General features: G+C 68.0%; 24 protein-coding genes. 12 read left to right on the forward strand and 12 right to left on the reverse strand.

The features are described from left to right. Positions 1 to 9: 9 nt before the first annotated feature. Together NX068_RS15390 and NX068_RS15395 are read left to right on the forward strand one after the other, a co-directional pair. Positions 10 to 1,035, forward strand: coding sequence for a sensor histidine kinase (locus NX068_RS15390; RefSeq protein ID WP_263462132.1), 1,026 nt, complete (start codon positions 10 to 12; stop codon positions 1,033 to 1,035). Next, positions 1,032 to 1,817 carry a LytR/AlgR family response regulator transcription factor gene (locus NX068_RS15395; RefSeq protein ID WP_263462133.1) on the forward strand — a complete coding sequence of 262 codons (786 nt, stop codon included), beginning with the start codon at positions 1,032 to 1,034 and terminating at the stop codon, positions 1,815 to 1,817. Before NX068_RS15390 ends, NX068_RS15395 begins: the two co-directional genes overlap by 4 nt. Here NX068_RS15395 and ppc read toward each other — a convergent pair whose 3' ends face one another. Next, on the reverse strand, positions 1,818 to 4,568 hold the full coding sequence (ppc, locus tag NX068_RS15400; protein ID WP_263462134.1) for a phosphoenolpyruvate carboxylase: 2,751 nt from the start codon (positions 4,566 to 4,568) through the stop codon (positions 1,818 to 1,820). Between the two features lie 104 nt (positions 4,569 to 4,672). Then, the gene (locus NX068_RS15405) at positions 4,673 to 5,098 is read right to left on the reverse strand and encodes a thioredoxin fold domain-containing protein (protein ID WP_263462135.1); all 426 of its coding nucleotides are present in this window, start codon (positions 5,096 to 5,098) and stop codon (positions 4,673 to 4,675) included. A 115-nt stretch (positions 5,099 to 5,213) separates the two neighbouring features. Here NX068_RS15405 and hemC point away from each other — a divergent pair, with 115 nt between their 5' ends. Genes hemC through NX068_RS15425 form a run of 4 tightly spaced genes read left to right on the forward strand, consistent with a single transcriptional unit; the run spans position 5,214 to position 9,549 of the window. After that, positions 5,214 to 6,146: a hydroxymethylbilane synthase gene (gene hemC / locus NX068_RS15410; protein WP_263462136.1), complete on the forward strand. Its 933-nt coding sequence runs from the start codon at positions 5,214 to 5,216 to the stop codon at positions 6,144 to 6,146. A 56-nt stretch (positions 6,147 to 6,202) separates the two neighbouring features. Then, complete coding sequence (locus NX068_RS15415) at positions 6,203 to 7,000, forward strand: uroporphyrinogen-III synthase (protein ID WP_263462137.1); 798 nt, start codon at positions 6,203 to 6,205, stop codon at positions 6,998 to 7,000. Positions 7,001 to 7,010: 10 nt separating this feature from the next. Beyond that, positions 7,011 to 8,315 carry a uroporphyrinogen-III C-methyltransferase gene (locus NX068_RS15420; protein WP_263462138.1) on the forward strand — a complete coding sequence of 435 codons (1,305 nt, stop codon included), beginning with the start codon at positions 7,011 to 7,013 and terminating at the stop codon, positions 8,313 to 8,315. A gap of 10 nt (positions 8,316 to 8,325) precedes the next feature. Next, positions 8,326 to 9,549 (forward strand): heme biosynthesis HemY N-terminal domain-containing protein, encoded by a 1,224-nt coding sequence (locus NX068_RS15425; protein WP_263462139.1) that lies wholly within the window; start codon positions 8,326 to 8,328, stop codon positions 9,547 to 9,549. 62 nt (positions 9,550 to 9,611) lie between these two features. Here NX068_RS15425 and NX068_RS15430 read toward each other — a convergent pair whose 3' ends face one another. Both NX068_RS15430 and NX068_RS15435 read right to left on the reverse strand, forming a co-directional pair. After that, a complete protein-coding gene (locus tag NX068_RS15430; protein ID WP_263462140.1) occupies positions 9,612 to 9,992 on the reverse strand; it encodes a DUF1428 domain-containing protein in 381 nt (126 codons plus the stop codon). Between the two features lie 85 nt (positions 9,993 to 10,077). Then, positions 10,078 to 10,515, reverse strand: a complete 438-nt coding sequence (locus tag NX068_RS15435; RefSeq protein ID WP_263462141.1) for a VOC family protein — start codon at positions 10,513 to 10,515, stop codon at positions 10,078 to 10,080. A gap of 169 nt (positions 10,516 to 10,684) precedes the next feature. Here NX068_RS15435 and NX068_RS15440 point away from each other — a divergent pair, with 169 nt between their 5' ends. Next, a complete protein-coding gene (locus NX068_RS15440; protein WP_263462142.1) occupies positions 10,685 to 11,317 on the forward strand; it encodes a TetR/AcrR family transcriptional regulator in 633 nt (210 codons plus the stop codon). Between the two features lie 50 nt (positions 11,318 to 11,367). On the opposite strand, the gene arsC is transcribed toward NX068_RS15440, so the two are convergent. From arsC to NX068_RS15480, 8 genes are all read right to left on the reverse strand, one after another. Then, complete coding sequence (gene arsC / locus NX068_RS15445) at positions 11,368 to 11,733, reverse strand: arsenate reductase (glutaredoxin) (protein WP_263462143.1); 366 nt, start codon at positions 11,731 to 11,733, stop codon at positions 11,368 to 11,370. 51 nt (positions 11,734 to 11,784) lie between these two features. Continuing rightward, positions 11,785 to 12,693 carry an oxygen-dependent coproporphyrinogen oxidase gene (gene hemF / locus NX068_RS15450; RefSeq protein WP_263462144.1) on the reverse strand — a complete coding sequence of 303 codons (909 nt, stop codon included), beginning with the start codon at positions 12,691 to 12,693 and terminating at the stop codon, positions 11,785 to 11,787. A 6-nt stretch (positions 12,694 to 12,699) separates the two neighbouring features. Continuing rightward, positions 12,700 to 13,032, reverse strand: coding sequence for a YegP family protein (locus tag NX068_RS15455; RefSeq protein ID WP_263462145.1), 333 nt, complete (start codon positions 13,030 to 13,032; stop codon positions 12,700 to 12,702). A 129-nt stretch (positions 13,033 to 13,161) separates the two neighbouring features. Next, complete coding sequence (purD, locus tag NX068_RS15460; RefSeq protein ID WP_263462146.1) at positions 13,162 to 14,457, reverse strand: phosphoribosylamine--glycine ligase; 1,296 nt, start codon at positions 14,455 to 14,457, stop codon at positions 13,162 to 13,164. Between the two features lie 141 nt (positions 14,458 to 14,598). Further along, a complete protein-coding gene (purH, locus tag NX068_RS15465) occupies positions 14,599 to 16,194 on the reverse strand; it encodes a bifunctional phosphoribosylaminoimidazolecarboxamide formyltransferase/IMP cyclohydrolase (protein WP_263462147.1) in 1,596 nt (531 codons plus the stop codon). Positions 16,195 to 16,288: 94 nt separating this feature from the next. Next, positions 16,289 to 16,528, reverse strand: a complete 240-nt coding sequence (locus NX068_RS15470; protein ID WP_263462148.1) for a helix-turn-helix domain-containing protein — start codon at positions 16,526 to 16,528, stop codon at positions 16,289 to 16,291. Next, entirely contained in the window at positions 16,525 to 17,547 is a 1,023-nt protein-coding gene (dusB, locus tag NX068_RS15475) for a tRNA dihydrouridine synthase DusB (RefSeq protein WP_263462179.1), read from the reverse strand. The genes NX068_RS15470 and dusB overlap by 4 nt, the downstream gene beginning before the upstream one ends. Before the next feature lie 120 nt (positions 17,548 to 17,667). Further along, positions 17,668 to 18,606, reverse strand: coding sequence for a LysR substrate-binding domain-containing protein (locus NX068_RS15480; protein ID WP_263462149.1), 939 nt, complete (start codon positions 18,604 to 18,606; stop codon positions 17,668 to 17,670). Between the two features lie 139 nt (positions 18,607 to 18,745). Here NX068_RS15480 and NX068_RS15485 point away from each other — a divergent pair, with 139 nt between their 5' ends. The 5 genes from NX068_RS15485 to NX068_RS15505 all read left to right on the forward strand — a co-directional run bounded on the left by NX068_RS15485 (position 18,746) and on the right by NX068_RS15505 (position 24,176). Next, positions 18,746 to 20,125 (forward strand): L-serine ammonia-lyase, encoded by a 1,380-nt coding sequence (locus NX068_RS15485; protein WP_263462150.1) that lies wholly within the window; start codon positions 18,746 to 18,748, stop codon positions 20,123 to 20,125. Positions 20,126 to 20,229: 104 nt separating this feature from the next. Next, positions 20,230 to 21,459 carry a serine/threonine transporter SstT gene (gene sstT / locus NX068_RS15490; protein ID WP_263462151.1) on the forward strand — a complete coding sequence of 410 codons (1,230 nt, stop codon included), beginning with the start codon at positions 20,230 to 20,232 and terminating at the stop codon, positions 21,457 to 21,459. 8 nt (positions 21,460 to 21,467) lie between these two features. Next, positions 21,468 to 22,499, forward strand: coding sequence for a threonine aldolase family protein (locus tag NX068_RS15495; RefSeq protein ID WP_263462152.1), 1,032 nt, complete (start codon positions 21,468 to 21,470; stop codon positions 22,497 to 22,499). Between the two features lie 160 nt (positions 22,500 to 22,659). Further along, entirely contained in the window at positions 22,660 to 23,949 is a 1,290-nt protein-coding gene (locus tag NX068_RS15500; protein WP_263462153.1) for a sigma-70 family RNA polymerase sigma factor, read from the forward strand. After that, complete coding sequence (locus NX068_RS15505) at positions 23,946 to 24,176, forward strand: PIN domain-containing protein (RefSeq protein WP_263462154.1); 231 nt, start codon at positions 23,946 to 23,948, stop codon at positions 24,174 to 24,176. Before NX068_RS15500 ends, NX068_RS15505 begins: the two co-directional genes overlap by 4 nt. The last annotated feature ends 68 nt before the right edge of the window (positions 24,177 to 24,244 follow it).

Consider the following 24,244-nt stretch of genomic DNA (forward strand, 5'->3'; position numbering starts at 1 on the left):
CCGAAAACGATGGAAAGTATAAAGCAAAAGCCCGTGCCGCTCGGCGCCCCGGCGCTGCCGGATTTCCGCAATCTGGGCGTCATCCTGCGCCTGCTGGTGCTGGTGAATCTGTTCGCGCTGGCCACGCTGCTGGTTCGCGTCGACGAAGGGGAACGGCTGCTCGCCGAGGCGGTGCTGATGGCCGGCCGCCTCGAACTGCCGCTGCTGCTGGTCGTGCTGCTGCTGTATCTCGCTTCGCCCCGGCTCAGGACGGTGTCCCCCCGCATCGCGCTGGGCGGCCTGCTGGCGCTGGTGGTGTTCGCGGTGGCGCTCAGCTATCCGCTGACCGAAGGCGGCAGCCTGTTCCGCCGCCTTGCCTGGGCGCTGGCGGCGGCCATGATCTGCCTGACTTACTTCGACTATCGCAGCCGGCGCTATTCCCCGGCGCTGGCCGAGGCGCGGCTGCAGGCGCTGAGCGCGCGCATCCGCCCCCATTTCCTGTTCAACAGCCTGAACGGCGTGCTGGGCGTGATCCGTTCCGACCCCCGGCGGGCCGAACGGGCACTCGAGGAACTGGCCGATCTGTTCCGCGTGCTGATGCGGGAGAACCGCGAACTGGTGCCGCTGGGCGACGAGGTGGCGCTGTGCGAGCGCTACGTCGACCTCGAACGCCTGCGTCTCGACGAGCGCCTGGCCGTGCGCTGGGAGCTGCCGGCGGCGGGAACGCCCGCGCATGCCGAGCTGATGCATGCCTGCGTACCAGCGCTGCTGCTGCAGCCGCTGCTGGAGAATGCCGTCTACCACGGCATCGAGCCGTCCAGCGAGCCGGGGGAGGTCGTCGTGCGCATCGAGCGCCGCGGCGGCGAACTGAGGCTGGAAGTCGATAATCCGGTGTGCGATGCCGAGCGCCATCGCGCCGGCAATCGCATGGCGCTGGACAACATCCGCGAACGCCTGATGCTGTTCTTCGATCTGGAAGCGGGGCTGGACAGCGATAGCGGCGAGGGCCGCTATCGCGTCCGCATCCGCCTGCCCTACAGGAGCTCGAAAGCATGAATCCTGCTGCCGGCCAGCCGGCCGCACTGCGGGTACTGATCGTCGATGACGAAGCGCCCGCCCGCTCCCGCCTGCGCGACCTGCTCGGCGACATCGCCCGGGCCTGCCCGAACGCCGTGGCCGGCATGGCCGCCAATGGTGTCGAGGCCTTGCGCCTGCTCGAAACCGAAGAGGCCGACGTGGTGCTCGCCGACATCCGCATGCCGGCGATGGACGGCGTCGAGCTTGCCCGCCATCTGGCCCGTTGCACGCCACCGCTGCCGGTGATCTTCGTCACCGCCTACGACCAGTACGCGGTCGAGGCTTTCGAGCTGGCGGCGGTGGATTACCTGCTCAAGCCGGTGCGCGCCGAGCGGCTGGCGGCTGCGCTGGGCAAGCTGCGCAGCCGCCAGCCGCCGGCCGATCCGGTGCTGGCGAGCCTGGCGCCGAACGAGCGCCGGCATTTCAGCGTCAGCGAGCGCGGCCGCATCTTGCTGCTGCCGGTGGCCGACGTGCTCTACCTGAAGGCCGAGCTGAAATACGTCACCGCGCGCACCGCCGAACGCGACTACCTGCTCGACGAGTCCCTGGTGCAGCTCGAACAGGAGTTCCCTCGGCGCCTGCTGCGGGTGCACCGCAGCTGCCTGGTGGCGCGCGACGCGGTGCTGGGTGTCGAGCGTGTCGGCGAGGCCGACGGCGAAGGGCGCTGGGAAGTGCTGCTGAGAGGGCTGGAAGGTCCGGACGGGCGCCTGCCGGTCAGCCGCCGGCAATGGCCGGTGGTGAAGCAGGCGCTCGGACGCTGATCAGCCGCTGTTGCGCAGGCCGGCGGCGATGCCGTTGATCGAGATGTGGATGCCGTTGCGGATGCGCGGATCTTCCCCTTGTTCGCGGTGGCGGCGCAGCAGTTCAACCTGCACGTGGTTGAGCGGATCGAGATAGGGGAAGCGGTTGCGGATCGAGCGCTTCAGCAGCGGGTTGTCGTCGAGCAGTTCGTGCTGGCCGGTGATCTGCAGCAGCGCGTCGACGGTGGCCTGGTGCTCGGCGCGGATGCGGCCGAAGATATCCTCGCGTAGTGCGACGTCCTTGACCAAGCCTGCGTAGCGGCTGGCGATCGCCAGGTCGCTCTTGGCCAGCACCATGTCCATGTTCGACAGAAGCGTGGCGAAGAAGGACCACTCGCGGTACATGCGCTGCAGCAGTGCCAGGCCGTCGTCCGGATGCTTTTCCAGGAAAGCGCGCACCGCGCTGCCGAAACCGTACCACCCCGGCAGCATCACCCGGCACTGCGCCCAACTGAATACCCACGGAATCGCGCGCAGATCGTCGATCGCGGTGCTCTTCTTGCGCGAGGCCGGCCGCGAGCCGATGTTCAGCGCGGCGATCTCGCTGATCACGGTGGATTCCCAGAAATAGCGCTCGAAGCCTTCGGTGTCGTAGACCAGGCCGCGATAGGCGGCGAAGGCGGTATCGGACAGCGCCTGCATGGCGTCGAGGAAGGCGGCCGGCGTGGGTCCGGCGTCGGCCGGGCGCAGGCTGGTCTCGAGCGTGGCGGCGACCAGCACTTCGAGGTTGCGGCGGCCGACTTCCGGGTTGCCGTACTTGGCGCCGATGACTTCGCCCTGTTCGGTGAGGCGGATCTGGCCCTGCACGGCGCCGTCGGGCTGGGCCAGGATGGCCTGGTAGCTCGGGCCGCCGCCGCGGCCGACCGAGCCGCCGCGGCCGTGGAACAGGCGCAGGCGGACGTCGTGGCGGGCGAACACGGCGACGAGTTCGCCTTCGGCCTTGTACAGCGCCCAGCCCGAAGTCAGGAAGCCGCCGTCCTTGTTGCTGTCCGAATAACCCAGCATCACTTCCTGCGTCTGACCGCGCGCGGCCAGCAGTTCGCGGTAGATCGGCAGCGAGAACAGCCGGTCCATGACGCCGGCGGCGTTCTCGAGGTCGCCGATGGTCTCGAACAGCGGCACGATGTTGACGTCGAGCGCCTTCTCCAGCGGCCGCAGCAGGCCGGCTTCCTTCAGCAGCACCGCCAGCTCGAGCAGGTCGGAGACGTCGTCGGTCTTGGAGATGATGCAGTTGCGGATCGCTGCCGTGCCGTAGCGCAGGTGGGCGCGGCGGGCAGTGCGGAAGATCGCCAGCTCGCCTTCGGTCTCTTCCGAATAGCGCAGGTGCGGCGAAGCCAGCGGGCGGGCGGTGGCCAGTTCCTCGAGCAGCAGCGCACAGCGGCCGGTCTCGTCGAGGGCACGGTAATCGGTGCCGGGGCAGGCGGTTTCGAGCAGTTCGGCGACGACGCGTTCATGCACGTCGGAGTTCTGGCGCAGGTCGATCGGCGCCAGGTGAAAGCCGAACACCTTCACTGCGCGGCGCAACTGGCGCAGGCGGCCGCGGGTGAGCGCAGCGGAGCCGTTGGCGAGCAGCGAGCGGTGCAGGATGTCGAGATCGTCGGCCAGTTCCGCCGCATCGGCATACGGCGCGGCTTCGGCGACGGCGTGGCGGGTGGGCTCGTGGCCCAGCAGTGCGCGATAGCTGGCGGCCAGCCGGGCGTAGATGCCCGACACGGCCAGGCGATAGGGTTCGTCGCTGCGGTGCGGCGAGTTGTCCGGCGAGCGTTCGGCCAGCGCCAGCAGCGCGTCCGAGGCGCCGGCGAAACCGTGGCTCATCGACAGTTGCGAGCCCAGGCGGTGCAACTGGTCGAGGTAGTGGTCGAGCACCACGGTGGCCTGCATCGACAAGGCCTTGTCGAGCACTTCGGCAGTGACGAAGGGATTGCCGTCGCGGTCGCCGCCGATCCAGCTGCCAACCTGCAGGAAGGCGGCGAGTTCGACACTGCCGAGGGTGGTGTCGGCCGCGGCCAGGCGGTCTTCGAGGCTGGCGTAGAGCCGCGGCAGTTCGTGCAGGAAAGTGGTGTCGAAATAGGACAGGCCGTTGGTGACCTCGTCAATCACCGACAGCTTGGCGGTGCGCAGCATGCGTGTCTGCCACAGCGTGAGCACGGCGCGGCGCAAGGCTTCGAGGCTGGCTTCGGTTTCCTCGGGGGTCAATTGCATGCGGTCGCGCTCGTCGAGCAGGCGCGCGATCACCGTCTCGCAGTTCAGGATGCTCTTGCGCTGGACTTCGGTGGGGTGAGCGGTCAGCACCGGCGACACCAGCGCGGTGTCGAAGAATTCGGCCAGCCCGGCGGCATCGGCCGCGCCGCTGTCCAGCACGCTGGCCACGGCGTGGGCGAGACTGCCTTCGCGCGGCGCGGAGCCGGCGATCAGGTGGGCCCGCGAGCGGCGGATGTGGTGCTGGTCCTCGGCGATGTTCGCCAGGTGCGAGAAGTAGCTGAAGGCGCGCACGACCTGGATGGTCTGATCGCGCGACAGGGCGTCGAGGATGTCCTCGAGTTCGCGGCGCGCGGCGGCATCGTCGTCGCGGTGGAAGCGGACCGAATTCTGCCGGATGCGCTCGATCAGCTCGAATGCGGCGGCGCCTTGCTGGTCGCGCACGGTGTCGCCGAGCAGGCGGCCGAGCAGGCGGATGTCTTCGCGCAGCGGTGCGTCTTTGTCCTGGTTCATGTCGTTTCTGCTTGTAGGAGTGGGTGGGGAGGTGGAACGCGCGGCAAGCGGGGAGGGATCCGCCGCCGCACGGTGCTGCAAGAAAAAAGAACGAGCGGGTACCGTCAGTCTGGCGCACCCATGCGACGGCGCGCGGCAGCGAGCGCGTCATCGACGTACAGGCCGTAGAAATCTTCCACGCCGATGCCGACGATGTCCTCACCCAGCGCGCGGCCGTCCGCGTCGAAGATCCTGACGGTCGGCGCGAAGCGCACGCCCTGCGCCGCCGCCACCTCGCGGTGGGTCGAGCGGCGGCCGGAGAAATCCACCAGCGCCGCGCCGGAGTCGATGTCGATCTGGCGGAACAGGGCGTGCCGCTCCGCGGCCGACATCGGCACCAGGTAGCGGCGCGCGGTGTCGCAGTAACTGCAGTCGGCCTGGCTGAACAGCACCACCATCGGCAACTGCCTGCTGCGCATCGCGGCCTTGTCCCGCGCCAGGTCGTTTGCCGCCGGCAGCGCGCCGGGCGCCGCCGGGAGTGCAAGTGGCACGCATGCTAGAATCGCGGCCAATCCACGCACCATTGGTGCGAACCCTGATGCTGCGGTGCGGCGAAAATCGAGTTTCCCCGGCATCGTCGAATCCTGTTCTTGAGTGATCCCAACCGTGAGCCAAGCGAACCCCGAGCGCATCGTCATCGCCACCCGTGAAAGCCGCCTCGCCCTGTGGCAGGCCGAACATATCAAGGCCCGTCTCGAAGGATTGTATCCCGGCTGTCGCGTCGAACTGCTGGGCATGACCACCCGCGGCGACCAGATCCTCGACCGGCCGCTGGCCAAGGTGGGCGGCAAGGGCCTGTTCGTCAAGGAGCTCGAAACCGCCCTGCTCGACGGCCGCGCCGACATCGCCGTGCATTCGATGAAGGACGTGCCGATGGAAATGGGCGAGGAATTCGTGCTGCCCTGCATCACCGAGCGCGAAGTGCCGCTGGATGCCTTCGTGTCCAACCGCTATGCGAGCCTGGACGACATGCCGCCGGGCGCGGTCGTCGGCACCTCGTCGCTGCGGCGCGAATCGCAGATCCACGCCCAGTATCCCTTCCTCGGCGTGACCAGCCTGCGCGGCAACCTCGACACCCGCCTGCGCAAGCTCGACGAGGGCCAGTACGACGCCATCATCCTCGCCGCGGCGGGCCTGACCCGGCTGGGGCTGGGCGAACGCATCCGTTCGGTAATGCCGGCCGAAGTCTCGCTGCCCGCTGCCGGCCAGGGCGCGCTCGGCATCGAATGCCTGGCTTCGCGCGCGGACGTGATCGGCTGGCTGCAGCCGCTGGTCGATGCCGATACCTCCGCCTGCGTGCGCGCCGAGCGTGCGGTGGCCCGTGCGCTGGCCGGTAGCTGCGAAGTGCCGCTCGGTGCCTATGCGCTGATGCGCGAAGGCAAGGTCTGGCTGCGCGGCTTCGTCGCCCGCCCCGACGGTAGCGAAATCGTGCGTGCCGAGCGCGAAGGCCTGCCGGCCGAGGCCGAAGCACTGGGCCGGGCGCTGGCCGAGGAGCTACGGGCCCAGGGTGCCGAAGCGATCCTCGCCGACATCGGCTGATGCGCGGCTGAATGCGTGGCCGAACGAGTGGCTCAACGGCAGATGCGGCAGCCGTCATGACGCAGGATCTGCAGACCAAGGACTGTGCCCTGCCGCTGGCCGGGCGCCTGCTGGCCGTCACCCGCCCGCTGGAGCAGGCCGACGGCCTGTGCCGTCGTATCGAGGCTGCTGGCGGCAAGGCGATCCGCTTCCCGGTGCTGGGCATCGGACCGGCGCCGGATCCGGCGCAGCTCGAAGCGATCGTGCCGCGACTGGACGAATTCGATCTCGCCTTCTTCGTCAGCCCGAACGCCATTCACCATGCGCTCGAATTCATCCTCGCGCGCCGTGCCTGGCCTGCGACGCTGCGCGTGTCCACTGTCGGCAAGGGCAGCGGGAAAGTGCTGCGCCAGCGCGGCTTCGGCGACCCGATCGTGCCCGAGCACGGCTTCGACAGCGAGTCCGTGCTGGCCCTGGCGGAATTCGCGGCCGAGGCCGTGCGCGGCCGTAAGGTCGTGATCTTCCGCGGCGACGGCGGGCGCGACCTGATCCGGAACACCTTGCGCGAACGCGGCGCGCAGGCCGAGTACGTGACCTGCTACCGACGCTACTGCCCGACGCCGGATCCTGCGCTGTTGCTGGAGCCTGCCGCCCGGGGCGAGCTTGCCGGGCTGCTGCTGACCAGCAGCGAGGGGGTACGCAATCTGGCGGCCATCCTCGGTGACGAGGGGATGCGTGCGCTGGCGGCGATCCCGGTGTTCGCATCGCATGCGCGCATCGTGTCACAGGCGAGCGAGGCCGGTTTCGGTACGGTAATCGAGACTGCGGCCGGCGATGAAGGCCTGTTGCAGGCGTTGGCAGGATACTTTGGTTAAACTCTCCGGCATGAATACTGAACTTCCTGCCCTGACCCAGCCGCCCGGGGCGGCCAAATCCTCCAGCAAGGACGGTGCCATGCCCGAACAATCGACCGAACAAACATCGCCGCCGCCGGCCGGATCGGCGGCCCCCCGCCAGACCGTCGCCTGGTGGGCGTTGCTGCTGGCGCTCGCAGCCTGTGGCGGCGCGGGCTGGTCGGCCTGGCAGGCGCGCGATGTCCATGGGCAGTCGGCGCAACTGCGCGAGACGCTGGCCAGCCGCCTCGCCGAAACCGAAGGCCTCGCCAACGAGGCGCGGGGCATCGTCCGCCAGCAGCAGGAAACGCTTGCCGCCTTGCAGGGCAAGCTGGGGGGGCTCGAATCCAAGGTCGAGGCCACCGAAGGCCAGGCCGCCGCGCTGGAAGCTCTGTACCAGGAGTTTTCCCGCTCGCGCGAGGACCGTGTCGTTGCCGAAGTCGAGCAGGCCGTTGCCCTGGCGGCGCAGCAGTTGCAGCTCGCCGGCAATGTCGAGGCGGCGCTGATCGCGCTGAACCAGGCCGATGCCCGCCTCGCGCTTTACGATCGCGGCCAGTATGCGCCGCTGCGCCGTGCCCTGGCACGCGACATCGAAGCGCTGAAGCTGCAGCCGGTGGTCGACGTGCCCGGACTCGGCCTGCGCCTGGAACGCCTGCTCGAGCGTGCGGACGTGATGCCGCTGGCCTTCGAGGGCCAATTGCCGGCGCCGCAGCTTCCGCCCGAGGACGGCACTGTCGTCCCCTCCGGCGACGACTGGATGGCCAAGGGGCTCGGCTATGCGCGCGAGCTCGCCGCCGACGTCTGGCGCGAGATTCGCGGCCTGGTCCGCATGGAGCGGCTCGACCAGGACGATCCCGTACTGCTGGCACCGGCGCAGAACACTTTCCTGCGGGAAAATCTGAAGATCCGGCTGCTCACCGCGCGTCTTGGACTGCTGGCGCGGGATGCGCGCACCTATGCCGCCGACCTCGCTCAGGCGCGTGCGTGGGTCGAACGCTTCTTCGACCTGAGCGACGAGCGTGTGAAGCTGGTACTGGAAGAACTGAAGGCGCTGGAATCGGTTTCCATCCGTACCGAGCTGCCCACGCTGACCGAGACTTTCGCCGCCTTGCGCGTGATGCAGGCGCGCGGCGAGCGTCCGGCGGCCCAGGAACAGGCCGCTGCGCAAGCGCCTTCGCTGCCGGCGTCAGCCGAGCCAGCCGCCGCCGAACCACCGGCTGCCGCTGAACCGGCCACGGCCGAGCCTGCTTCCGACCCCGTAACGGAGGACGCGCCGGCCGCGTCTCCGGCGCAGTGAGGGGACGACGATGCGGACCCTGATCTGGATGATCGGCATCTTCGCCGTCGCAGTGGGCGTGGCGATGGTGGCCGGCCTCAACGATGGCTACCTGTTGCTGGTGGCGCCGCCGTGGCGCGTGCAGCTGTCCCTGAACCTGCTGGTGGTCATCGTCGTCGTCGGCTTTGCCCTCGGCTATGCGCTGATCCGCCTCGTCAGCCGGACCCTGCAATTGCCCACCCGGGTGGCGCAGTGGCGCGAGCGACGCCGGCGCGAACGTGCCGGGCGGGCGCTGACGGATTCCGTCAATGCATTGTTCGAAGGCCGCTTCTCGCAGTCGCTCAAGTCGGCATCGCGCGCCTACGAGACGGGCGAGGGGGCGTCGATGGCAGCGCTGGTCGCGGCGCGCGCCGCCCATGCGATGCAGGACGAACCGCGCTACCGTGAATGGCTCGGCAATGCGGCGAAGAAGGAAGCGAACGGCGATGTCGCGCGCCTGATGACCGAAGCGGAGCTGGCTGTGGATGCCGGCCGCTTCGACGAGGCCGCGGCGCGACTGGCGACGCTGCGCGAAGGCGGCCACCGCCACATCGCCATGCTGCGGCTGGAGGCGCGTGTGGCATCGGCGCTGCGGCGCTGGGAAGAGCTGATCGGCACCGTCCGCCAGTTGCGCAAGCACAAGGCATTGACCGACGAGCAGGCCGTGCCGCTGCTGCGCCGTGGCCATGTCGAGCGCATGCGCGAACTCGCCGGCGACAGCGAGGCGCTGATCGATTACTGGAAGAACATTCCCGCCGGCGAGCTGCAGGATCGCGGCCTGATCGAACGCGTGCTGCCGCTGCTGGCGAAAGCCGGGCGCGGCGAGCTCGCACGCAAGCAGGTGGAGCATCTGCTCGACGAGCACTGGGATTCCGACCTTGCACGGCAATATGCGCATTGCGCCGAGAACGAAGGCGAAAGCAGCGTGCGCGCCTGCCTGCAGAAAGCCGAAAGCTGGCTGCAGCAGCAGCCGCGTGATGCGGGGTTGCTGTTCGCGCTCGGCCAGCTTTGCGTTCGTGCGCAGTTGTGGGGCAAGGCGCAGAGCTATCTCGAATCGTCGGTGAAGTACGGCCCGAGCGTCGATGCCTATCTCGCCCTGGCGCATCTGCTGGAAAATCTCGAACGCAATGCCGAGGCCCAGCCCTACTATCGCGCAGCGGCCGAAATCGTTGCCGCCGGCGGGCAGAAGAACGCCGTGGCGCTGCTGCCCGCCTGAGGAGGCTGCGCCGCCGCGCTGCCGGCGCGGCTTGCCTGCACCGGCGGCGCGGCCGATGGCTTTCAGGCGGAAGCCGGAGGGCAGGCACCCATCTCGACCAGGCCGCTGAAGCCGCCCCAGAACATCCGCATGCCGTCGAAAGGCATGTCTTCCGGCTTGGTGCAGGTGATGCGGGGATCCTCCATCACCAGTGCGTTGATGCGGTCGCGCTCGGCGCGCGAAGCGTAGATGATCCACGAGAACACGGCCACTTCGTCGTCCTTGAGCTGTACGGCCTGCGGAAACGAAGTGATCTTGCCGGGCTGCACGTCGTCGCCCACGCATTCCCAATACTGCAGTGCGCCGTGTTCCATCCAGACCTCGCCGGCCTGCTGCGCGAGTGCGCGATAGGCATCCAGCTTGGCGCGGGGTACGGGCAGCACGAATCCATCGACGTAGTGCATGAGTCTCTCCTTTGGGGTTGGGAAGGCGGCTTCAGCCATGCGGCGGAGAGGCTGCAAGCCCCCTCCGCCGCAAGCGCTTCGGCCGTCAGGCCTGCATGGCGACGTTGACCATCCAGGGTGTTCCGAAGCGGTCCCTGGCCATGCCGAAGCCGGGTGACCAGAAAGTCTCGGCGAAAGGCATCACGCACTGTCCCCCTTGCGCCAGGGCATCGAAAAGGCGCCGGCCTTCCGCCACGTCGGCGGCCTGGATCGATATCCACAGGCCCTGGGCCGGCTGGTAGCCGCCGCAGTCGCCATCGGCGCCGGACATGGCATCGGAGCCCATCAGCGACTGTTGCCCGATCTGCAGGTGCACATGCATGATCCCGTTCCTGGCCGATTCGGGAATCGGCGGCATGTCTTCCATGGCGGGCATTTCGCCGAAGGTGGATTGGTGGACGATGCTGCCGCCGAACAGATCGGCGTAGAAGGCGAAGGCTTCGGCGCAGTTGCCGTCGAAATTGAGATAAGGCGTGAACTCCATTGCTGTCTCCCGGGGCGAGGCTGGGGCAGGGGCTGCCCCAACGCGTGGTGGGCCGCCGCAAAGAGTGTGTGGACGGCGTGCACATAGGTTAGAATCCGATGTGAACGATGTCTACATGAATCGTGCTTCGCGCTTGTAAATAAATATTCCCTGCTGCCGAGAATTGTCCATGTCCATCGCTGCCCGCTCGACCTATCACCATGGCGACCTGAGGACGGCACTGGTCGAGGCCGGCATGGCGCTGGTGCGCGAGGGTGGGCCGCAGGCGCTGGTGTTGCGCGAGGCGACGCGCCGTGCAGGGGTGACGCCCAATGCGGCCTATCGCCATTTCGCCAACCACCAGGCCTTGTTCGAGGCGGTGCGCGCAGCGGTGCTGGGCGTGCTGGCGGCGGCGATGGAAGCCGAGCTGCGGCAGGCGGAGAGGCTGCGGGATCCCGCCGAGCGTGCACGCGGCATGCTGGCGGCCGTGGGGCGCGGCTACCTGGGCTTCGCGCGGGCCGAGACGGGATGGTTCCGCACCGCGTTCGCCTTCGGCGTGCACGACGTCGAAGTGCCTGCCGACCCGGCGCGCACTGCTGCCAAGGGGCTCAATCCCTTCGAATTGCTGGGCCATGCGCTGGATGCGATGGTGCATGCCGGCGTGCTGCCTGCCGAGCGGCGGCCCGGTGCGGAGTATCTGGCCTGGTCGGCAGTGCATGGCATGGCACTGTTGATCATCGATGGGCCGCTGCGGAACGCATCGGCCGAGCAGCAGCAGGCGCTGGGCGCCCGTCTGCTGCGCATGGTCGAGCTGGGTTTGTGAACCCTGCAGCTACGGCGTGGAGAAGGCGCGGAGGTCCGGGCGGTTCAGGATCACGCCGCGGCGCCGGGCAGCAATGCCTCGACCAGTTCGGCCGGGCGGCACAGCCGCACACCGCGCGGGGTGACGACGATGGGCCGGTTGATCAGTACGGGCGTGGCCACCATGGCGGCGGCCAACTGGGCATCGGTGAGCGAAGGCTCGTCCAGGCCTTGTTCGAGATATTCGGGCTGCTTGGTGCGCAGCAGCGCACGCAGCGGCTCGCCGGTGGCCTGCGCCAGCGCCAGCAGTTCGTCGGCGGACGGCGGCGTTTTCAGGTATTCGACGATGTCCGGTTCGGCACCGCTGGCCCGGATCATCTCCAGCACGGTGCGCGAAGTGCCGCATCTCGGGTTGTGGAAGATCGTGATGTCGCTCATGCCGTTTCCAATGAATCGAAGTCTGCGCGGGGACTGTTCAGGCCCTGGCTTTTACGCCCACTCGCGCGGTTTGAGGAATTCGTCGTACAGACGCGCCTCGGCCGAACCGGGTTCGGGCTGCCAGTCGTAGCGCCATTTGACGATCGGCGGCATTGACATCAGGATGGATTCGGTGCGTCCGCCCGACTGCAGCCCGAACAGCGTGCCGCGGTCGAAGACGAGGTTGAATTCCACGTAGCGCCCCCGGCGATAGGCCTGGAAGTCGCGCTCGCGCTCGCCCCAGGGCGTGTTCCGGCGACGTTCGACGATCGGCATGTAGGCGTCGAGGAAGGCGTCGCCGACCGCGCGGGTGAGGCCGAAGGCGGTGTCGAAGCCGGTTTTGCCGTCGGCACCGAGGTCGTCGAAGAACAGCCCGCCGACGCCGCGCGGCTCGTTGCGGTGCTTGAGGAAGAAGTAGCGGTCGCACCACTCCTTCAGGCGGGCATATTCCGCCTCGCCGCCGAAGGGCAGCACCGCCGCCTTGCAGGCGGCGTGGAAGTGGCGCACGTCCTCTTCCACCGGATAGTAGGGCGTCAGGTCCATGCCGCCGCCGAACCACCATACCGGCGCCTTGCCTTCGGCCAGGGCGACGAAGCAGCGCACGTTCATGTGCACCGTCGGGCAGTGGGGATTGCGCGGATGCAGCACCAGCGACACACCCATCGCCTCGAAGCGCCGGCCGGCGAGCTCGGGGCGGTGGGCGGTGGCCGAAGCCGGCATGCCGTCGCCCATCACATGGGAGAAATTGACCCCGCCGCGCTCGAAGAAGTCGCCTTCCTCGATGACGCGGGTCAGGCCGCCACCGCCGCCGGGCCGCTCCCAGCCGTCCGCTGCGAAAGCCTTGCCGTCGAAGGCTTCCAGGCGGCTGACGATGCGTTGCTGGAGATCGGTGAACCAGGGTTTGACGGTGGCGGGATTCATCGTGGCTCAGCTCTTGTCGTCGATCGGCGCCTCGGCGGCACCGGCCTTGGTGGCGGCGACGGCGGCTGCGCAGGCGGCAGCATCGGCGAACATCGGGCTGGTGCCGACGATCTGGCCGTTGCTCGCCTTCAGGTTGAAGTAGGGACGGCCGTCGGAAGCCGTCTTGAGTTCGTAGCGCTTGTCGTCGCCGGCGTTCTTGCGCACCGACTCGATGCCGTTGGTGCAACTGGCCTTGGCGTTGTAGCCCTCGCTGCGAACCAGCGTCTTGCCGTCCGCGTTGAGCAGCTTGAAGTAGAACTCGCCCTTGTCGTTCTTGGTGATCTCGAATCTGACGGACATCTGCGCCTCCATGGCATCGGGTTTGGTGGTGAGCGCCGGGCTGGCGCGTGCCTAGGATAGCCGTGGTTTACGCCTCTGTCCGTGGCAGATGGCACGGGCGCGGAGGGCCGCGCCTCGTGTCGGGTACGATCAAGCCTTGCGGGCGAGTGCGCGGTGGCCGATGTCGCGGCGATACTGGCGGCCGTCGAAGGCGATGCCGTCGGCCACCTGGTAGGCATTCTTCTGCGCGGTGCGCACGCTGTCGCCCAGCGCGGTCACGCACAGCACGCGGCCACCGGCGGTGACGACCGTGCCATCGCGTTCGGCGGTACCGGCGTGGAAGACGTGCGTGTCCTCGGCGCCGTTCCCGGGCAGGCCGCTGATCGGGTCGCCCTTGCGCGGACTGGCGGGGTAGCCGGCCGCAGCCAGCACGACGCCGAGGGCGAAGCGCCGATCCCATTCGGCTTCGACCTGGTCGAGCTTGCCGGCGATGGCGGCTTCGACCAGGTCGGACAGATCGGTCTTCAGCCGCATCATGATCGGCTGGGTTTCGGGGTCGCCCATGCGGCAGTTGAATTCCACCACGCGCGGCCGGCCTTCGTCGTCGATCATCAGGCCGGCGTACAGGAAACCGGTGTAGGGCAGGCCGTCGGCGGCCATGCCGGCCAGCGTCGGATCGATGATCTCGCGCATCACCCGCGCGTGGACTTCGGGGGTGACGACGGGGGCGGGCGAATAGGCGCCCATGCCGCCGGTGTTCGGGCCTTCGTCGCCGTCCTTCAGGCGCTTGTGGTCCTGGCTGGTCGCCAGCGCCAGCGCATTCCTGCCGTCGGCCAGGACGATGAAGCTGGCTTCCTCGCCGCTCATGAATTCCTCGATGACCACGCGGGCGCCGGCTTCGCCGTAATCCACGCCCAGCTGGTTGTCCAGCAGCATCATGTCGATCGCGGCGTGCGCTTCGTCGGCGCTCATCGCCACCACCACGCCCTTGCCGGCGGCGAGGCCGTCGGCCTTGATCACGATCGGCGCGCCTTCGGCGTCGATGTAGGCATGGGCCGCGGCGGCGTCGGAGAAGGTCTGGTACTTCGCCGTCGGGATGCCGTGGCGGACCAGGAACTGCTTGGCGAAGTCCTTCGAGCTTTCGAGCTGGGCCGCGGCCTTGGTCGGGCCGAAGATCGCCAGCCCGGCGGCGCGGAAGGCGTCGACGACGCCGGCCGCCAGCGGCGCTTCGGGGCCGACCACGGTGAACGCGACCTGCTCGCGGCGTGCCAGCTCGACCAGTTCGACCACGGCGGTGGCGCCGACGTCGACGTTCTGCACCTTGGGCTCGCGCGCGGTGCCGGGGTTGCCCGGCGCCACCAGCACGCGGGTGACCTTGGGCGACTGGGTGAGCTTCCAGGCCAGCGCGTGTTCGCGGCCGCCGGAACCGATGACGAGGACTTTCATGGAGTACTCCGAGTTTCTGCTGGGTTGATGCTTTGCCGGCTTGCCTTCAAAGCGATAACGGCCTTGCTCATCCTTGCCGTACTACGAGCATTGTCTGCGGCTTCGCGTCGTGTTCCCGCTTCGAATGCAAACCGGTATGCATTAGTGGCGGAAGTGGCGGAAACCAGTGAATACCATCGCGATGTTCTGCTCGTCGGCCGCGGCGATCACTTCGGCATCGCGCATCGAGCCGCCCGGCTGGATCACCGCGGTGGCGCCGGCCTGGGCGAGCACGTCGAGGCCGTCGCGGAAGGGGAAGAAGGCGTCCGAAGCGACCACGCAGCCCGAAATCACCAGGCCGGCGTTCTCGGCCTTGATCTTGGCGATGCGGGCGGAATCGACGCGGCTCATCTGGCCGGCGCCGACGCCGATGGTCATGCCGTCCTTGCAATAGACGATGGCGTTGGACTTAACGTACTTGGCCACGCGCCAGGCGAACAGCATGTCGCGCAGTTCGGTTTCGGTCGGTGCGCGCTTGGTAACGATCTTCAGGTCGGCGAGCTGGATGCGGGCCTCGTCGGCGCTCTGCACCAGCAGGCCGCCGCCGACGCGCTTGTAGTCGAAGGCGCCGGCGGGCTGGCCGAGCGGGCAGCTCAGCACGCGCACGTTCTGCTTGGCGCGCAACAGTTCCAGCGCCTCGTCGGTATAGGACGGTGCGATCAGCACTTCGAGGAACTGCGCCGACACCGCTTCGGCGGCGGCACGGTCGACTTCGCCGTTGAAGGCGATGATGCCGCCGAAGGCCGAAGTGGGGTCGGTGGAGAAGGCCTTCTTGTAGGCTTCCAGCGGGTTCGCGCCCAGTGCCACGCCGCAGGGGTTGGCGTGCTTGACGATGACGCAGGCCGAGGCCGCAGCGTCGCGGTCGAAGGCCTTGACGCATTCCCAGGCGGCGTCGGCATCGGCGATGTTGTTGTACGACAGCTCCTTGCCTTGCAGCTGGGTGTAGCCGGCGATGCCGCCTTCGGCCGCGCCCGGCTGGCGGTAGAAGGCCGCGCTCTGGTGCGGGTTCTCGCCGTAGCGCAGGTCCTGCACCTTGTCGAAAGCCAGTTGCAGGCGCTCGGGATAGGTCTGCAGCGAGACGTCGCCGGCCTCGTTGGTGACCAGCGCGGTGAGGTAGTTGGAGATCGCCGAGTCGTAGCGCGCGGTGTGGGTGAAAGCCTTCACCGCTAGCGCGAAGCGGGTCTTGTGGTTGAGCTTGCCGGCGTTCGACTTCAGTTCGGCGACGATGCCGGCGTAGTCCTCGGGGTCGGTGACGATGCCGACGCCGCCGTCCTCGTTGCCGTGGTTCTTGGCCGCGGCACGGACCATGGTCGGGCCGCCGATGTCGATGTTCTCGATCGCGTCTTCCAGCGTGCAGTCGGGCTTGGCCACGGTCTGCTGGAAGGGGTAGAGGTTCACCACCACGAGGTCGATGCGGCCGATGTCGTGCGCGGCGATGGTGTCCATGTGCTCGGCCAGGTCGCGGCGGGCGAGGATGCCGCCATGCACTTTCGGGTGCAGGGTCTTGACGCGGCCATCGAGCATTTCCGGGAAGCCGGTGTGTTCGGACACGTCGGTGACGTCGAGACCGGCGTCGCGCAGCAGGCTGGCGGTGCCGCCGGTCGACAGCAGCTTGATGCCGAGGCCGGCGAGTTCGCGCGCAAAGTCGAGCACGCCGCGTTTGTCGGAGACACTGATCAGGGCTTGGGTGACGTTCATCGTGGGATCGGAAGCGAAGAGGGGAAACGTGGGAAGGGATGCCGGCTGAGCGGGGGAGGCGGGCGGCCATCGTGGTCCATGGCGGCCATGCCCCTCACAGCAGTTCGTAGTCGGTCAGCTTGCGGCGCAGCGTGTTGCGGTTGATGCCGAGCATCTCGGCGGCGACGGTCTGGTTGCCGCCGGCCTGCTGCAGCACGAACTGCAGCATCGGGCGCTCGACGTTGCGGATCACCATGTCGTGGATGGCGGCCGGTTTCTCGCCGTCGAGGTCGCGGAAGTATTGATCCAGCGTGCGGACGACGGCGTCCGCGATCTCGTTGCTGCGGCCGGTCATGCTGCGAGTTCCTGCGGAAGTTCGGCCTCGTAGCTCAGGCGGGCGTCGGCTTCGGCGAGCTGGCCGAAGAACTCGTCGACCGCGGCGAGCTGCGCGGGGATGTCGGGAATCTGGTTCATCGTGCGGCGGAAGGCGGCGGAGCCGACCAGGCCCTTGGTGTACCAGGAGATGTGCTTGCGGGCGATCTTGACGCCGCGGTCCTCGCCGTAGAAACCGTACAGGTCGGCCAGGTGCTCGCGGCAGACACGGTGGATTTCGCTGACGAGCGGCGGCGGCAGCAGCTCGCCGGTGTTCAGGTAGTGTTCGATCTCGCGGAAGATCCACGGCCGGCCCTGCGCGGCGCGGCCGATCATGACGCCGTCGGCACCGGTGTAGTCGAGCACGAACTTCGCCTTCTCGGGCGTGGTGATGTCGCCGTTGGCGATCACCGGGATCTTCACCAGCGTCTTGACCTGGGCGATGGTGTCGTATTCGGCTTCGCCCATGTACTGGTCGGCGCGCGTGCGGCCGTGGATGGCGATGGCGCGGATGCCGGATTCCTCGGCGATGCGGGCGACCACCGGGGCGTTCTTGTTCTGCCGGTTCCAGCCGGTGCGGAACTTCAGCGTCACCGGCGTGTGCGGCACGGCCTCGACCACGGCTTCGAGGATGCGCGCGACCAGCGGCTCGTCCTGCATCAGCGCCGAGCCGGCCATCACGTTGCACACCTTCTTGGCCGGGCAGCCCATGTTGATGTCGATGATCTGCGCGCCGCGGTCGGCGTTGTAGCGTGCGGCCTCGGCCATCATCGCCGGGTCGGCGCCGGCGATCTGCACCGAGATCGGATCGACTTCGCCGTCATGGTTGGCGCGGCGCTGGGTCTTCTCGCTGCCGTAGAGCAGGGAGTTGGAGGTGACCATCTCGGACACGGCGACGCCTGCGCCGAGCTTCTTGCACAACTGGCGGAAAGGACGATCCGTCACTCCGGCCATCGGAGCGACGAAAAGATTGTTACGCAGAGTGAAGCCGGCGAACTGCATGCTGGGATCGAGCGGGGGGAAACGGCGCATTTTACCCCATCGCTCAAGGCTCTGGCGCGTCGGTATCGCATATGCGCGCACTGGCGCGAGGCCCGGACCGGGGTTCGCCGTGCCCGCGCATCAGGTGCCGCGCGGCAGGGGCTCGGCCGATCCGCGCGCTTCGCGGACGACCCAGTCGTGTACGGAGGCGATGCGCGGGTCGGCCAGCGCGCCGCTCGAGTAGACCAGGCAGTAGCGCTTGCCGGTGGGCACGGATTGCCGGAACGGCGCCACCAGGCGGCCGCTGTCGAGTTCGTCGGTGATCAGCGTGCGCCGGGCGATCGCCACGCCCATGCCGGCAATCGCGCATTGCATGGTGATGTGGTTGCGATTGAACATGTAGCCGCGGCGCACCTCGACCTGCGGCGCACCGATCGCTCTCAGGTAGCGCTCCCATTCCGCATAGGGCGGGCTGCCGCGCCAGGCGGTCATGTCGTGCAGCAGCGGATAGTGGCGCAGATCCTCGGGCGAGACGAGCGGGGGGCGGCCGTCGAGCAGGCGCGGCGAGCACACCGGGAAGATTTCTTCCTCGAGCAGCACCGTGCTCTGGAAACCGGGGTAGATGCCGTCGTTGAGGTCGATGGCGAGATCGAAGTCGCCGTCGCGCAGTGAATGCGTGCTGTCCTCGGCTTCCGCCTGCAGTTCGATCTGCGGGAAGCTTTTCATCAGCCCGGGCAGGCGGGGAACCAGCCAGGTGGTGAGAAAGGACGGCAGGGCGCGCAGGCGGACCACGCCGCTCAGTGCGCCGTTGCGCAGGCGGCCGATGGCCAGATCCACTGCCGAATAGGCAGGGTCGACGGCGGCGAGCAGGCGATTGCCGGCGTCGGTCAGTTCGATGCGCCGCGGCAGGCGGCGGAACAGCCGCTGTCCCAGCCAGTTCTCCAGCAGCTTGATCTGCTGGCTCACGGCGCCGGTCGTGATGTGCAGCTCTTCGCCTGCGCGGGTGAACGAAAGATGGCGCGCCGTGGCCAGGAACACGCGCAGGCGGGTGTGGAGCTGTGCTGGTGGAGTTGATGTCATGATTTAGAAAATCTAAACCCGAAGTCAAAAACAATCGATTGAGTCGCCTGTATCGAGCGTAGAAAATGCGCTCATGCAGCAATAAGAATTTTATTGCTTAGGTCGATTAAACAGCTTGTGCATTCTATCCGGAGCAGTCATGTCCATCAGTGTTCTCGATTTGTTCAAGATCGGTATCGGGCCGTCGAGCTCGCACACCGTCGGGCCGATGCGTGCTGCCCATGATTTCGCCGCTGCGCTGGCAGGGCAGGGGCGGCTCGGCGATGTGACGCGCATCGAAGTGAAGCTCTATGGTTCCTTGTCGGCGACCGGCGTCGGCCACGGCACCGACCGTGCGGTCGTCGCCGGGCTGATGGGGGCCCGGCCAGACGAAGTCGATCCCGATTTCGTCATCGAGGCGGTCGATCTCGTGCGCCTCGACGAGGAACTGCCGCTCGCCGGTACGCACGCCATACCGTTCGTGTGGAGCCGCGACATGCGCCTGCTGCCGGTCAGCCTGCCCTACCATCCGAACGCGATGCGCCTCGCCGCCCATGGCGAGGCAGGCGTGGTGTACGGGAACACCTATTATTCGATCGGCGGCGGCTTCGTCGTCGATGAGGCGCAGGTGCAGTCCGGGCTGTCGGCCGAGGCCGAGCTCGCGCTGCCCCATCCTTTCGACACCGGGGCGGAGCTGCTGGCACAGTGCCGTCGGCACGGCCTGGGCATCAGCGATCTGATGCTCGCCAACGAGACCGCGTGGCGCAGCGAGGCGGACACGCGTGCCGCGCTGCAGCGTATCTGGGCGGTGATGCGCGGCTGCGTCGCACGCGGCATCACCCAGGAAGGCGTGCTGCCGGGTGGCCTGAACGTGCGCCGCCGCGCACCGGCCCTGCACCGCAAGCTCAGCGAGCGCACCGCCGGCCGCAACCTGATCAGCGACACCATGGTGGCGCTCGACTGGGTGAACCTGTATGCGCTGGCGGTCAATGAGGAGAACGCCGGCGGCGGGCGTGTCGTCACCGCACCGACCAATGGCGCCGCCGGCATCATTCCGGCCGTGCTGCACTACTACATGGAATTCATGCCCGGCAGCAGCGACCGGGACGTCGATCGTTTCCTGCTTGCCGCTGCCGCAGTCGGTGTGCTGTGCAAGAAGAACGCCTCCATCTCCGGCGCCGAAGTCGGCTGCCAGGGCGAAGTCGGCTCGGCCTGTGCGATGGCGGCGGCAGGCTTGACCGAAGTGCTCGGCGGCACGCCGGAGCAGGTCGAGAATGCTGCCGAGATCGGCCTGGAGCACAACCTCGGCCTGACCTGCGATCCGGTCGGCGGCCTCGTGCAGGTGCCCTGCATCGAGCGCAACGCGATGGCTTCGATCAAGGCGATCAATGCTGCCCAGCTCGCCTTGCGCGGCGACGGCGCGCACACGATCTCGCTCGACCAGGCGATCCGCACGATGCGGGACACCGGCCGCGACATGCTGGACAAATACAAGGAAACCTCGCGCGGCGGGCTTGCGGTCAGCTTTCCCGAGTGCTGAGTGCTGCTGCTTCCCAGCCATCCGTTTCTCACGCTGCATCCGTGCCCGGTACCAGGCGGTCCGGGCCGTTCAGACAAAACCAGACCTTATAAGGAGACTCCCTGATGACCACTGCAGAACTCACCGTATTCCAGCGCCTGAGGCGCCTGAGCATCGTCGCCCAGATCGCGATCGGGCTCGTCCTCGGCATCGCGCTGGCCCTTGTCTCGCCCGCCACTGCTTCGGCCGTCGGGGTACTCGGCGAAGTCTTCATCTCCGCGCTGAAGGCGGTGGCGCCGATCCTGGTGCTGGTACTGGTGGCGGCATCGATCGCCAACCACAAGCATGGCCAGCCGACCCATCTGAAGCCGGTGCTGATGCTCTATCTGATCGGTACGCTGGGCGCGGCGGCAATCGCGGTGATCGCCAGCTTCGCCTTTCCGGTCACGCTCACCCTCAATACGCCTCCGGTCACCGGCGCGCCGCCGGGCGGAATCATGAGCGTGCTGAAGAACCTGCTGCTGAGCGTGGTCACGAGCCCGGTCAAGGCGCTGCTGGAGGCGAACTTCATCGGCATCCTGGCGTGGGGCGTCGCCCTCGGCATTGCCTTGCGGCATGCGGCCCCGAGCACGCGCACGATGGTCAATGACGTATCCGACGCGATCTCGTCGATCGTTCGCCTGGTGATCCGCTTCGCGCCCTTCGGTATCTTCGGCCTGGTGGCCTCCACGCTTGCCGACTCCGGTCTCGGCGTGCTGCTCGACTACGGCCGCCTGCTGCTGCTGATCGTCGGCTGCATGCTGGTCGTCGCGCTCGGGCTGAATCCGCTGATCGCGTACTGGAAGATGCGCCGCAACCCCTATCCGCTGGTGTTCACCTGCCTGCGCGAGAGCGGCGTCACCGCCTTCTTCACGCGCAGCTCGGCGGCCAACATCCCGGTGAACATGGAGCTGTGCAAGCGCCTCGGCCTGCACGAAGACACCTATTCGATCGCGATTCCGCTCGGCGCCACGATCAACATGGCCGGCGCGGCCGTCACCATCACCGTGATGACGCTGGCAGCCACGAACACGCTGGGCATTCCGGTGGACCTTCCCACTGCGCTGCTGCTGTGCGTCGTGTCTTCGTTTGCTGCGGCCGGCGTGTCGGGCGTGGCGGGCGGTTCGCTGCTGCTGATCCCGATGGCCTGCGCGCTGTTCGGCATGGACACCGACGTGGCGATGCAGGTGGTGGCGATCGGCTTCATCATCAGCGTCCTGCAGGATTCGGTCGAGACCGCGCTCAACTCGCACACCGACATCGTGTTCGTCGGCGCCGTGTGCGCGGCCGAAAGCGGCGAACCGCTGAAGCTTTGAGGCCCGCCATGAGTACGCAGCATTTTGCCAGCGACAACTACGCCGGCATCTGCCCGGAGGCCATGGCGGCCTTCGCGGCGGCCAATGCCGGCCACGCCCCCGCCTACGGCGAGGACGACTGGACGCGCAGGGTGTCGGACCGCCTGCGCGTGCTGTTCGACACCGACTGCGACGTCTATTTCGTCTTCAACGGCACCGCGGCCAACTCGCTCGCGCTCGCCGCGCTGTGCCAGAGCTACCACAGCGTGGTGTGCCACGAACTGGCCCACATCGAGACCGACGAATGCGGCGGGCCGGAGTTCTTCTCCAACGGTTCCAAGCTGCTGCCCGCGCGCGGAGAGAACGGCAAGCTGACGCCCGCCGCGGTGCTGGAAGTGATCTCGCGCCGCAGCGACGTGCATTATCCGAAGCCGCGCGTGGTGACGCTGACGCAGAGCACCGAGGTCGGCACCGTGTATCAGCCGCGGGAGATCGCGGCGATTTCCGCCTGCGCGCACGAACACGGCCTGCGGGTGCATATGGACGGCGCCCGCTTCGCCAACGCAGTGGCCGCGCTCGGCGTGGCGCCGGCCGACATCACCTGGCGCGCCGGCGTGGATGTGCTGTGCTTCGGCGGCACCAAGATGGGGCTGCCGGTGGGCGAGGCAGTGGTGTTCTTCGACCGTGCCCTGTCCGAGGATTTCGCCTATCGCTGCAAGCAGGCCGGGCAGCTCGCCTCGAAGATGCGCTTCCTGTCCGCACCCTGGCTCGGCATCCTGGAGGGCGAGGTCTGGCTGAATCATGCCCGCCATGCCAATGCGATGGCACGGCGCCTGGCGGCCGGCCTGCAGCAGGTGCCGGGGGCGAAGCTGATGTTCCCGGTCGAGGCCAACGGCGTGTTCTGCGAACTGCCGGAGCACGTGCTCGCCGGCCTGCGCGAGCGCGGCTGGCGCTTCTACACTTTCATCGGCGCCGGCGGCGCGCGCTTCATGTGCGGCTGGGACACGCTGCCGGAGAGTGTCGATGCGCTGCTCGCGGATCTGCGCGTGCTGTCGGCGTGAAGATCGTGATGCCCGCATCGTCGATTCCAGGCAAGCCGTTCCCTGGAGTGGCATGCGGGCCATTTCGCAATGGGGTGGGGCGCACGGCGAAGATGAATTGAAATGAGAATCGGTCGCACATAGAATCCGATGTTTTCTAGTTCGCCGCAGGGTGGGCCGCATGTCCGGTTTTGCTTCCAACCCTTTGCTCGCCTGCTACCAGGAACATTACGCAGGACTGCTGCGCTTTCTCACTCGGCGCACCCGCTGCGCCGATGCGGCACAGGATCTGATGCAGGAGACCTGGCTGTGCCTGGCGGAAAAGGACGGCGCCGCGCTGTCCCAGCAGCATGGCCGGGGCTTGAGTGCCTACGTCTACACCGTCGCCGCGAACCTGGAGATCGACCGCTACCGCAAGGCGGGCCGCAGCGCCGAACGCTTCGTGCATGTCGACGATCCGGCCCGGCTCGATGGCCTTTCCAGCACCCCCGACGTCGGCGAAATCTATCTTGCTCGCGACACCCTGCGCCACATCGATGCTGCACTGGCACGACTGCCGCAGCGCACGCGCGAAGTCTTCCTCGCCAGCCGGCTCGAGGGCATGCGCCGTGCCGAACTGGCCGAGCGTTTCGGCATCTCGCTGAAAACCGTCGAGCGCGACATCACCACCGCGATGGAATCGCTGGAGCGCGCGCTGCATGCCCAGCGCGGTGAGTGCCCGCCCGCAGCCTCCGCCAACGGCAAGCCGCGCCGCAAGAATCTCGCCCGCCTGCTGTCGCTGCTCGGCGGCCTGCTCGCATTGCCCGCCGCCTGGCAGGGCTGGCGCCACGTCGTGCCCGTCTGGCGCGGCGAGTGGACGACCGCCGGCGCCCGCTTCCACGGCCAGGCGCTGCCCGACGGCAGCACCGTGCTGCTCGACAGCGCCAGTGCCATCGAGATCGCCTACTACGCCACCCGGCGCATTGCCACGCTGCGCCGGGGCGCGGCCTTCTTCCAGGTCGCCCACGACCTGGAGCGTCCCTTCACCGTGCATGCGCTGGATGCGCGCATCACCGTGCTCGGCACCCGCTTCGGCGTGGACGTCGAAGCGGGGCAGGTGCGCGTCGACGTCGAATCCGGCCACGTGCGGGTGCAGGCCGCCGACGGCAGCGAACGCGAACTCGGCGCCGGCGAGAGCCTGCTCGTGCGCGAAGCCGGCGGTTTCATCAGCCACACCGCCGATGCGCCGTCCGCTCCCTGGCGCGAAGGCTGGCTGAACTTCGACGACGTGCCGCTCGGCCAGGCCGCGCAGCGCTTGTCCCGCTACACCGCCACCCCCGTCCGGGTGGACGCCAAGGCCGCCGGCCTGCGCGTCTATGGCCGCGTCAGCATCGCCGACAGCCAGGCCTGGCTGCGTCAACTGCCGCGCATCCTGCCGGTCCTGCTGATGGACGACGCCGAGGGCGGGCTGCACATCGTCAGGCGCACATGACACCGATCAAGCGGCTCGATGCCGCGGTCGCCGAGCATTCCTGCCGCATCCTGGATTTCGACCTCGGCTGCGTCCGGCTCCGGGGCTGCCTGCCGTCATCCAGCCCTCCGCATCCGATCGACGAGCAGATCGCTGCCATCAGCCTCATTCACGACCTTACCGTGGCCACGCGCAACACGACGGATTTTGCCGGCACGGGTGCGCGTTTGCTCGATCCTTTGGCCTGAAAGCGAAATTTCTTGGGGGGACTTTTGCGGCTGGCGCGTTCTAGCGGTTGAAGCAGCAACACCCTTCC

The sequence above is a fragment of the Thauera carbonicopians genome (assembly GCF_025699485.1).
GTDB lineage: Bacteria > Pseudomonadota > Gammaproteobacteria > Burkholderiales > Rhodocyclaceae > Thauera.

Bases quoted from the DNA above. Each gene is read 5' to 3' on its own strand.
- NX068_RS15495 (WP_263462152.1), top strand. From the start codon at position 21,468: ATGAGTACGCAGCATTTTGCCAGCGACAACTACGCCGGCATCTGCCCG.
- NX068_RS15505 (WP_263462154.1), top strand. From the start codon at position 23,946: ATGACACCGATCAAGCGGCTCGATGCCGCGGTCGCCGAGCATTCCTGC.
- NX068_RS15395 (WP_263462133.1), top strand. From the start codon at position 1,032: ATGAATCCTGCTGCCGGCCAGCCGGCCGCACTGCGGGTACTGATCGTC.
- purH (WP_263462147.1), bottom strand. From the start codon at position 16,194: ATGAACGTCACCCAAGCCCTGATCAGTGTCTCCGACAAACGCGGCGTG.
- NX068_RS15455 (WP_263462145.1), bottom strand. From the start codon at position 13,032: ATGTCCGTCAGATTCGAGATCACCAAGAACGACAAGGGCGAGTTCTAC.
- NX068_RS15435 (WP_263462141.1), bottom strand. From the start codon at position 10,515: ATGGAGTTCACGCCTTATCTCAATTTCGACGGCAACTGCGCCGAAGCC.
- dusB (WP_263462179.1), bottom strand. From the start codon at position 17,547: ATGCAGTTCGCCGGCTTCACTCTGCGTAACAATCTTTTCGTCGCTCCG.
- NX068_RS15390 (WP_263462132.1), top strand. From the start codon at position 10: ATGGAAAGTATAAAGCAAAAGCCCGTGCCGCTCGGCGCCCCGGCGCTG.
- NX068_RS15485 (WP_263462150.1), top strand. From the start codon at position 18,746: ATGTCCATCAGTGTTCTCGATTTGTTCAAGATCGGTATCGGGCCGTCG.
- ppc (WP_263462134.1), bottom strand. From the start codon at position 4,568: ATGAACCAGGACAAAGACGCACCGCTGCGCGAAGACATCCGCCTGCTC.
- NX068_RS15440 (WP_263462142.1), top strand. From the start codon at position 10,685: ATGTCCATCGCTGCCCGCTCGACCTATCACCATGGCGACCTGAGGACG.
- arsC (WP_263462143.1), bottom strand. From the start codon at position 11,733: ATGAGCGACATCACGATCTTCCACAACCCGAGATGCGGCACTTCGCGC.
- NX068_RS15420 (WP_263462138.1), top strand. From the start codon at position 7,011: ATGAATACTGAACTTCCTGCCCTGACCCAGCCGCCCGGGGCGGCCAAA.
- NX068_RS15430 (WP_263462140.1), bottom strand. From the start codon at position 9,992: ATGCACTACGTCGATGGATTCGTGCTGCCCGTACCCCGCGCCAAGCTG.
- NX068_RS15480 (WP_263462149.1), bottom strand. From the start codon at position 18,606: ATGACATCAACTCCACCAGCACAGCTCCACACCCGCCTGCGCGTGTTC.
- sstT (WP_263462151.1), top strand. From the start codon at position 20,230: ATGACCACTGCAGAACTCACCGTATTCCAGCGCCTGAGGCGCCTGAGC.
- NX068_RS15425 (WP_263462139.1), top strand. From the start codon at position 8,326: ATGCGGACCCTGATCTGGATGATCGGCATCTTCGCCGTCGCAGTGGGC.
- NX068_RS15500 (WP_263462153.1), top strand. From the start codon at position 22,660: ATGTCCGGTTTTGCTTCCAACCCTTTGCTCGCCTGCTACCAGGAACAT.
- NX068_RS15415 (WP_263462137.1), top strand. From the start codon at position 6,203: ATGACGCAGGATCTGCAGACCAAGGACTGTGCCCTGCCGCTGGCCGGG.
- NX068_RS15470 (WP_263462148.1), bottom strand. From the start codon at position 16,528: ATGACCGGCCGCAGCAACGAGATCGCGGACGCCGTCGTCCGCACGCTG.
- hemF (WP_263462144.1), bottom strand. From the start codon at position 12,693: ATGAATCCCGCCACCGTCAAACCCTGGTTCACCGATCTCCAGCAACGC.
- purD (WP_263462146.1), bottom strand. From the start codon at position 14,457: ATGAAAGTCCTCGTCATCGGTTCCGGCGGCCGCGAACACGCGCTGGCC.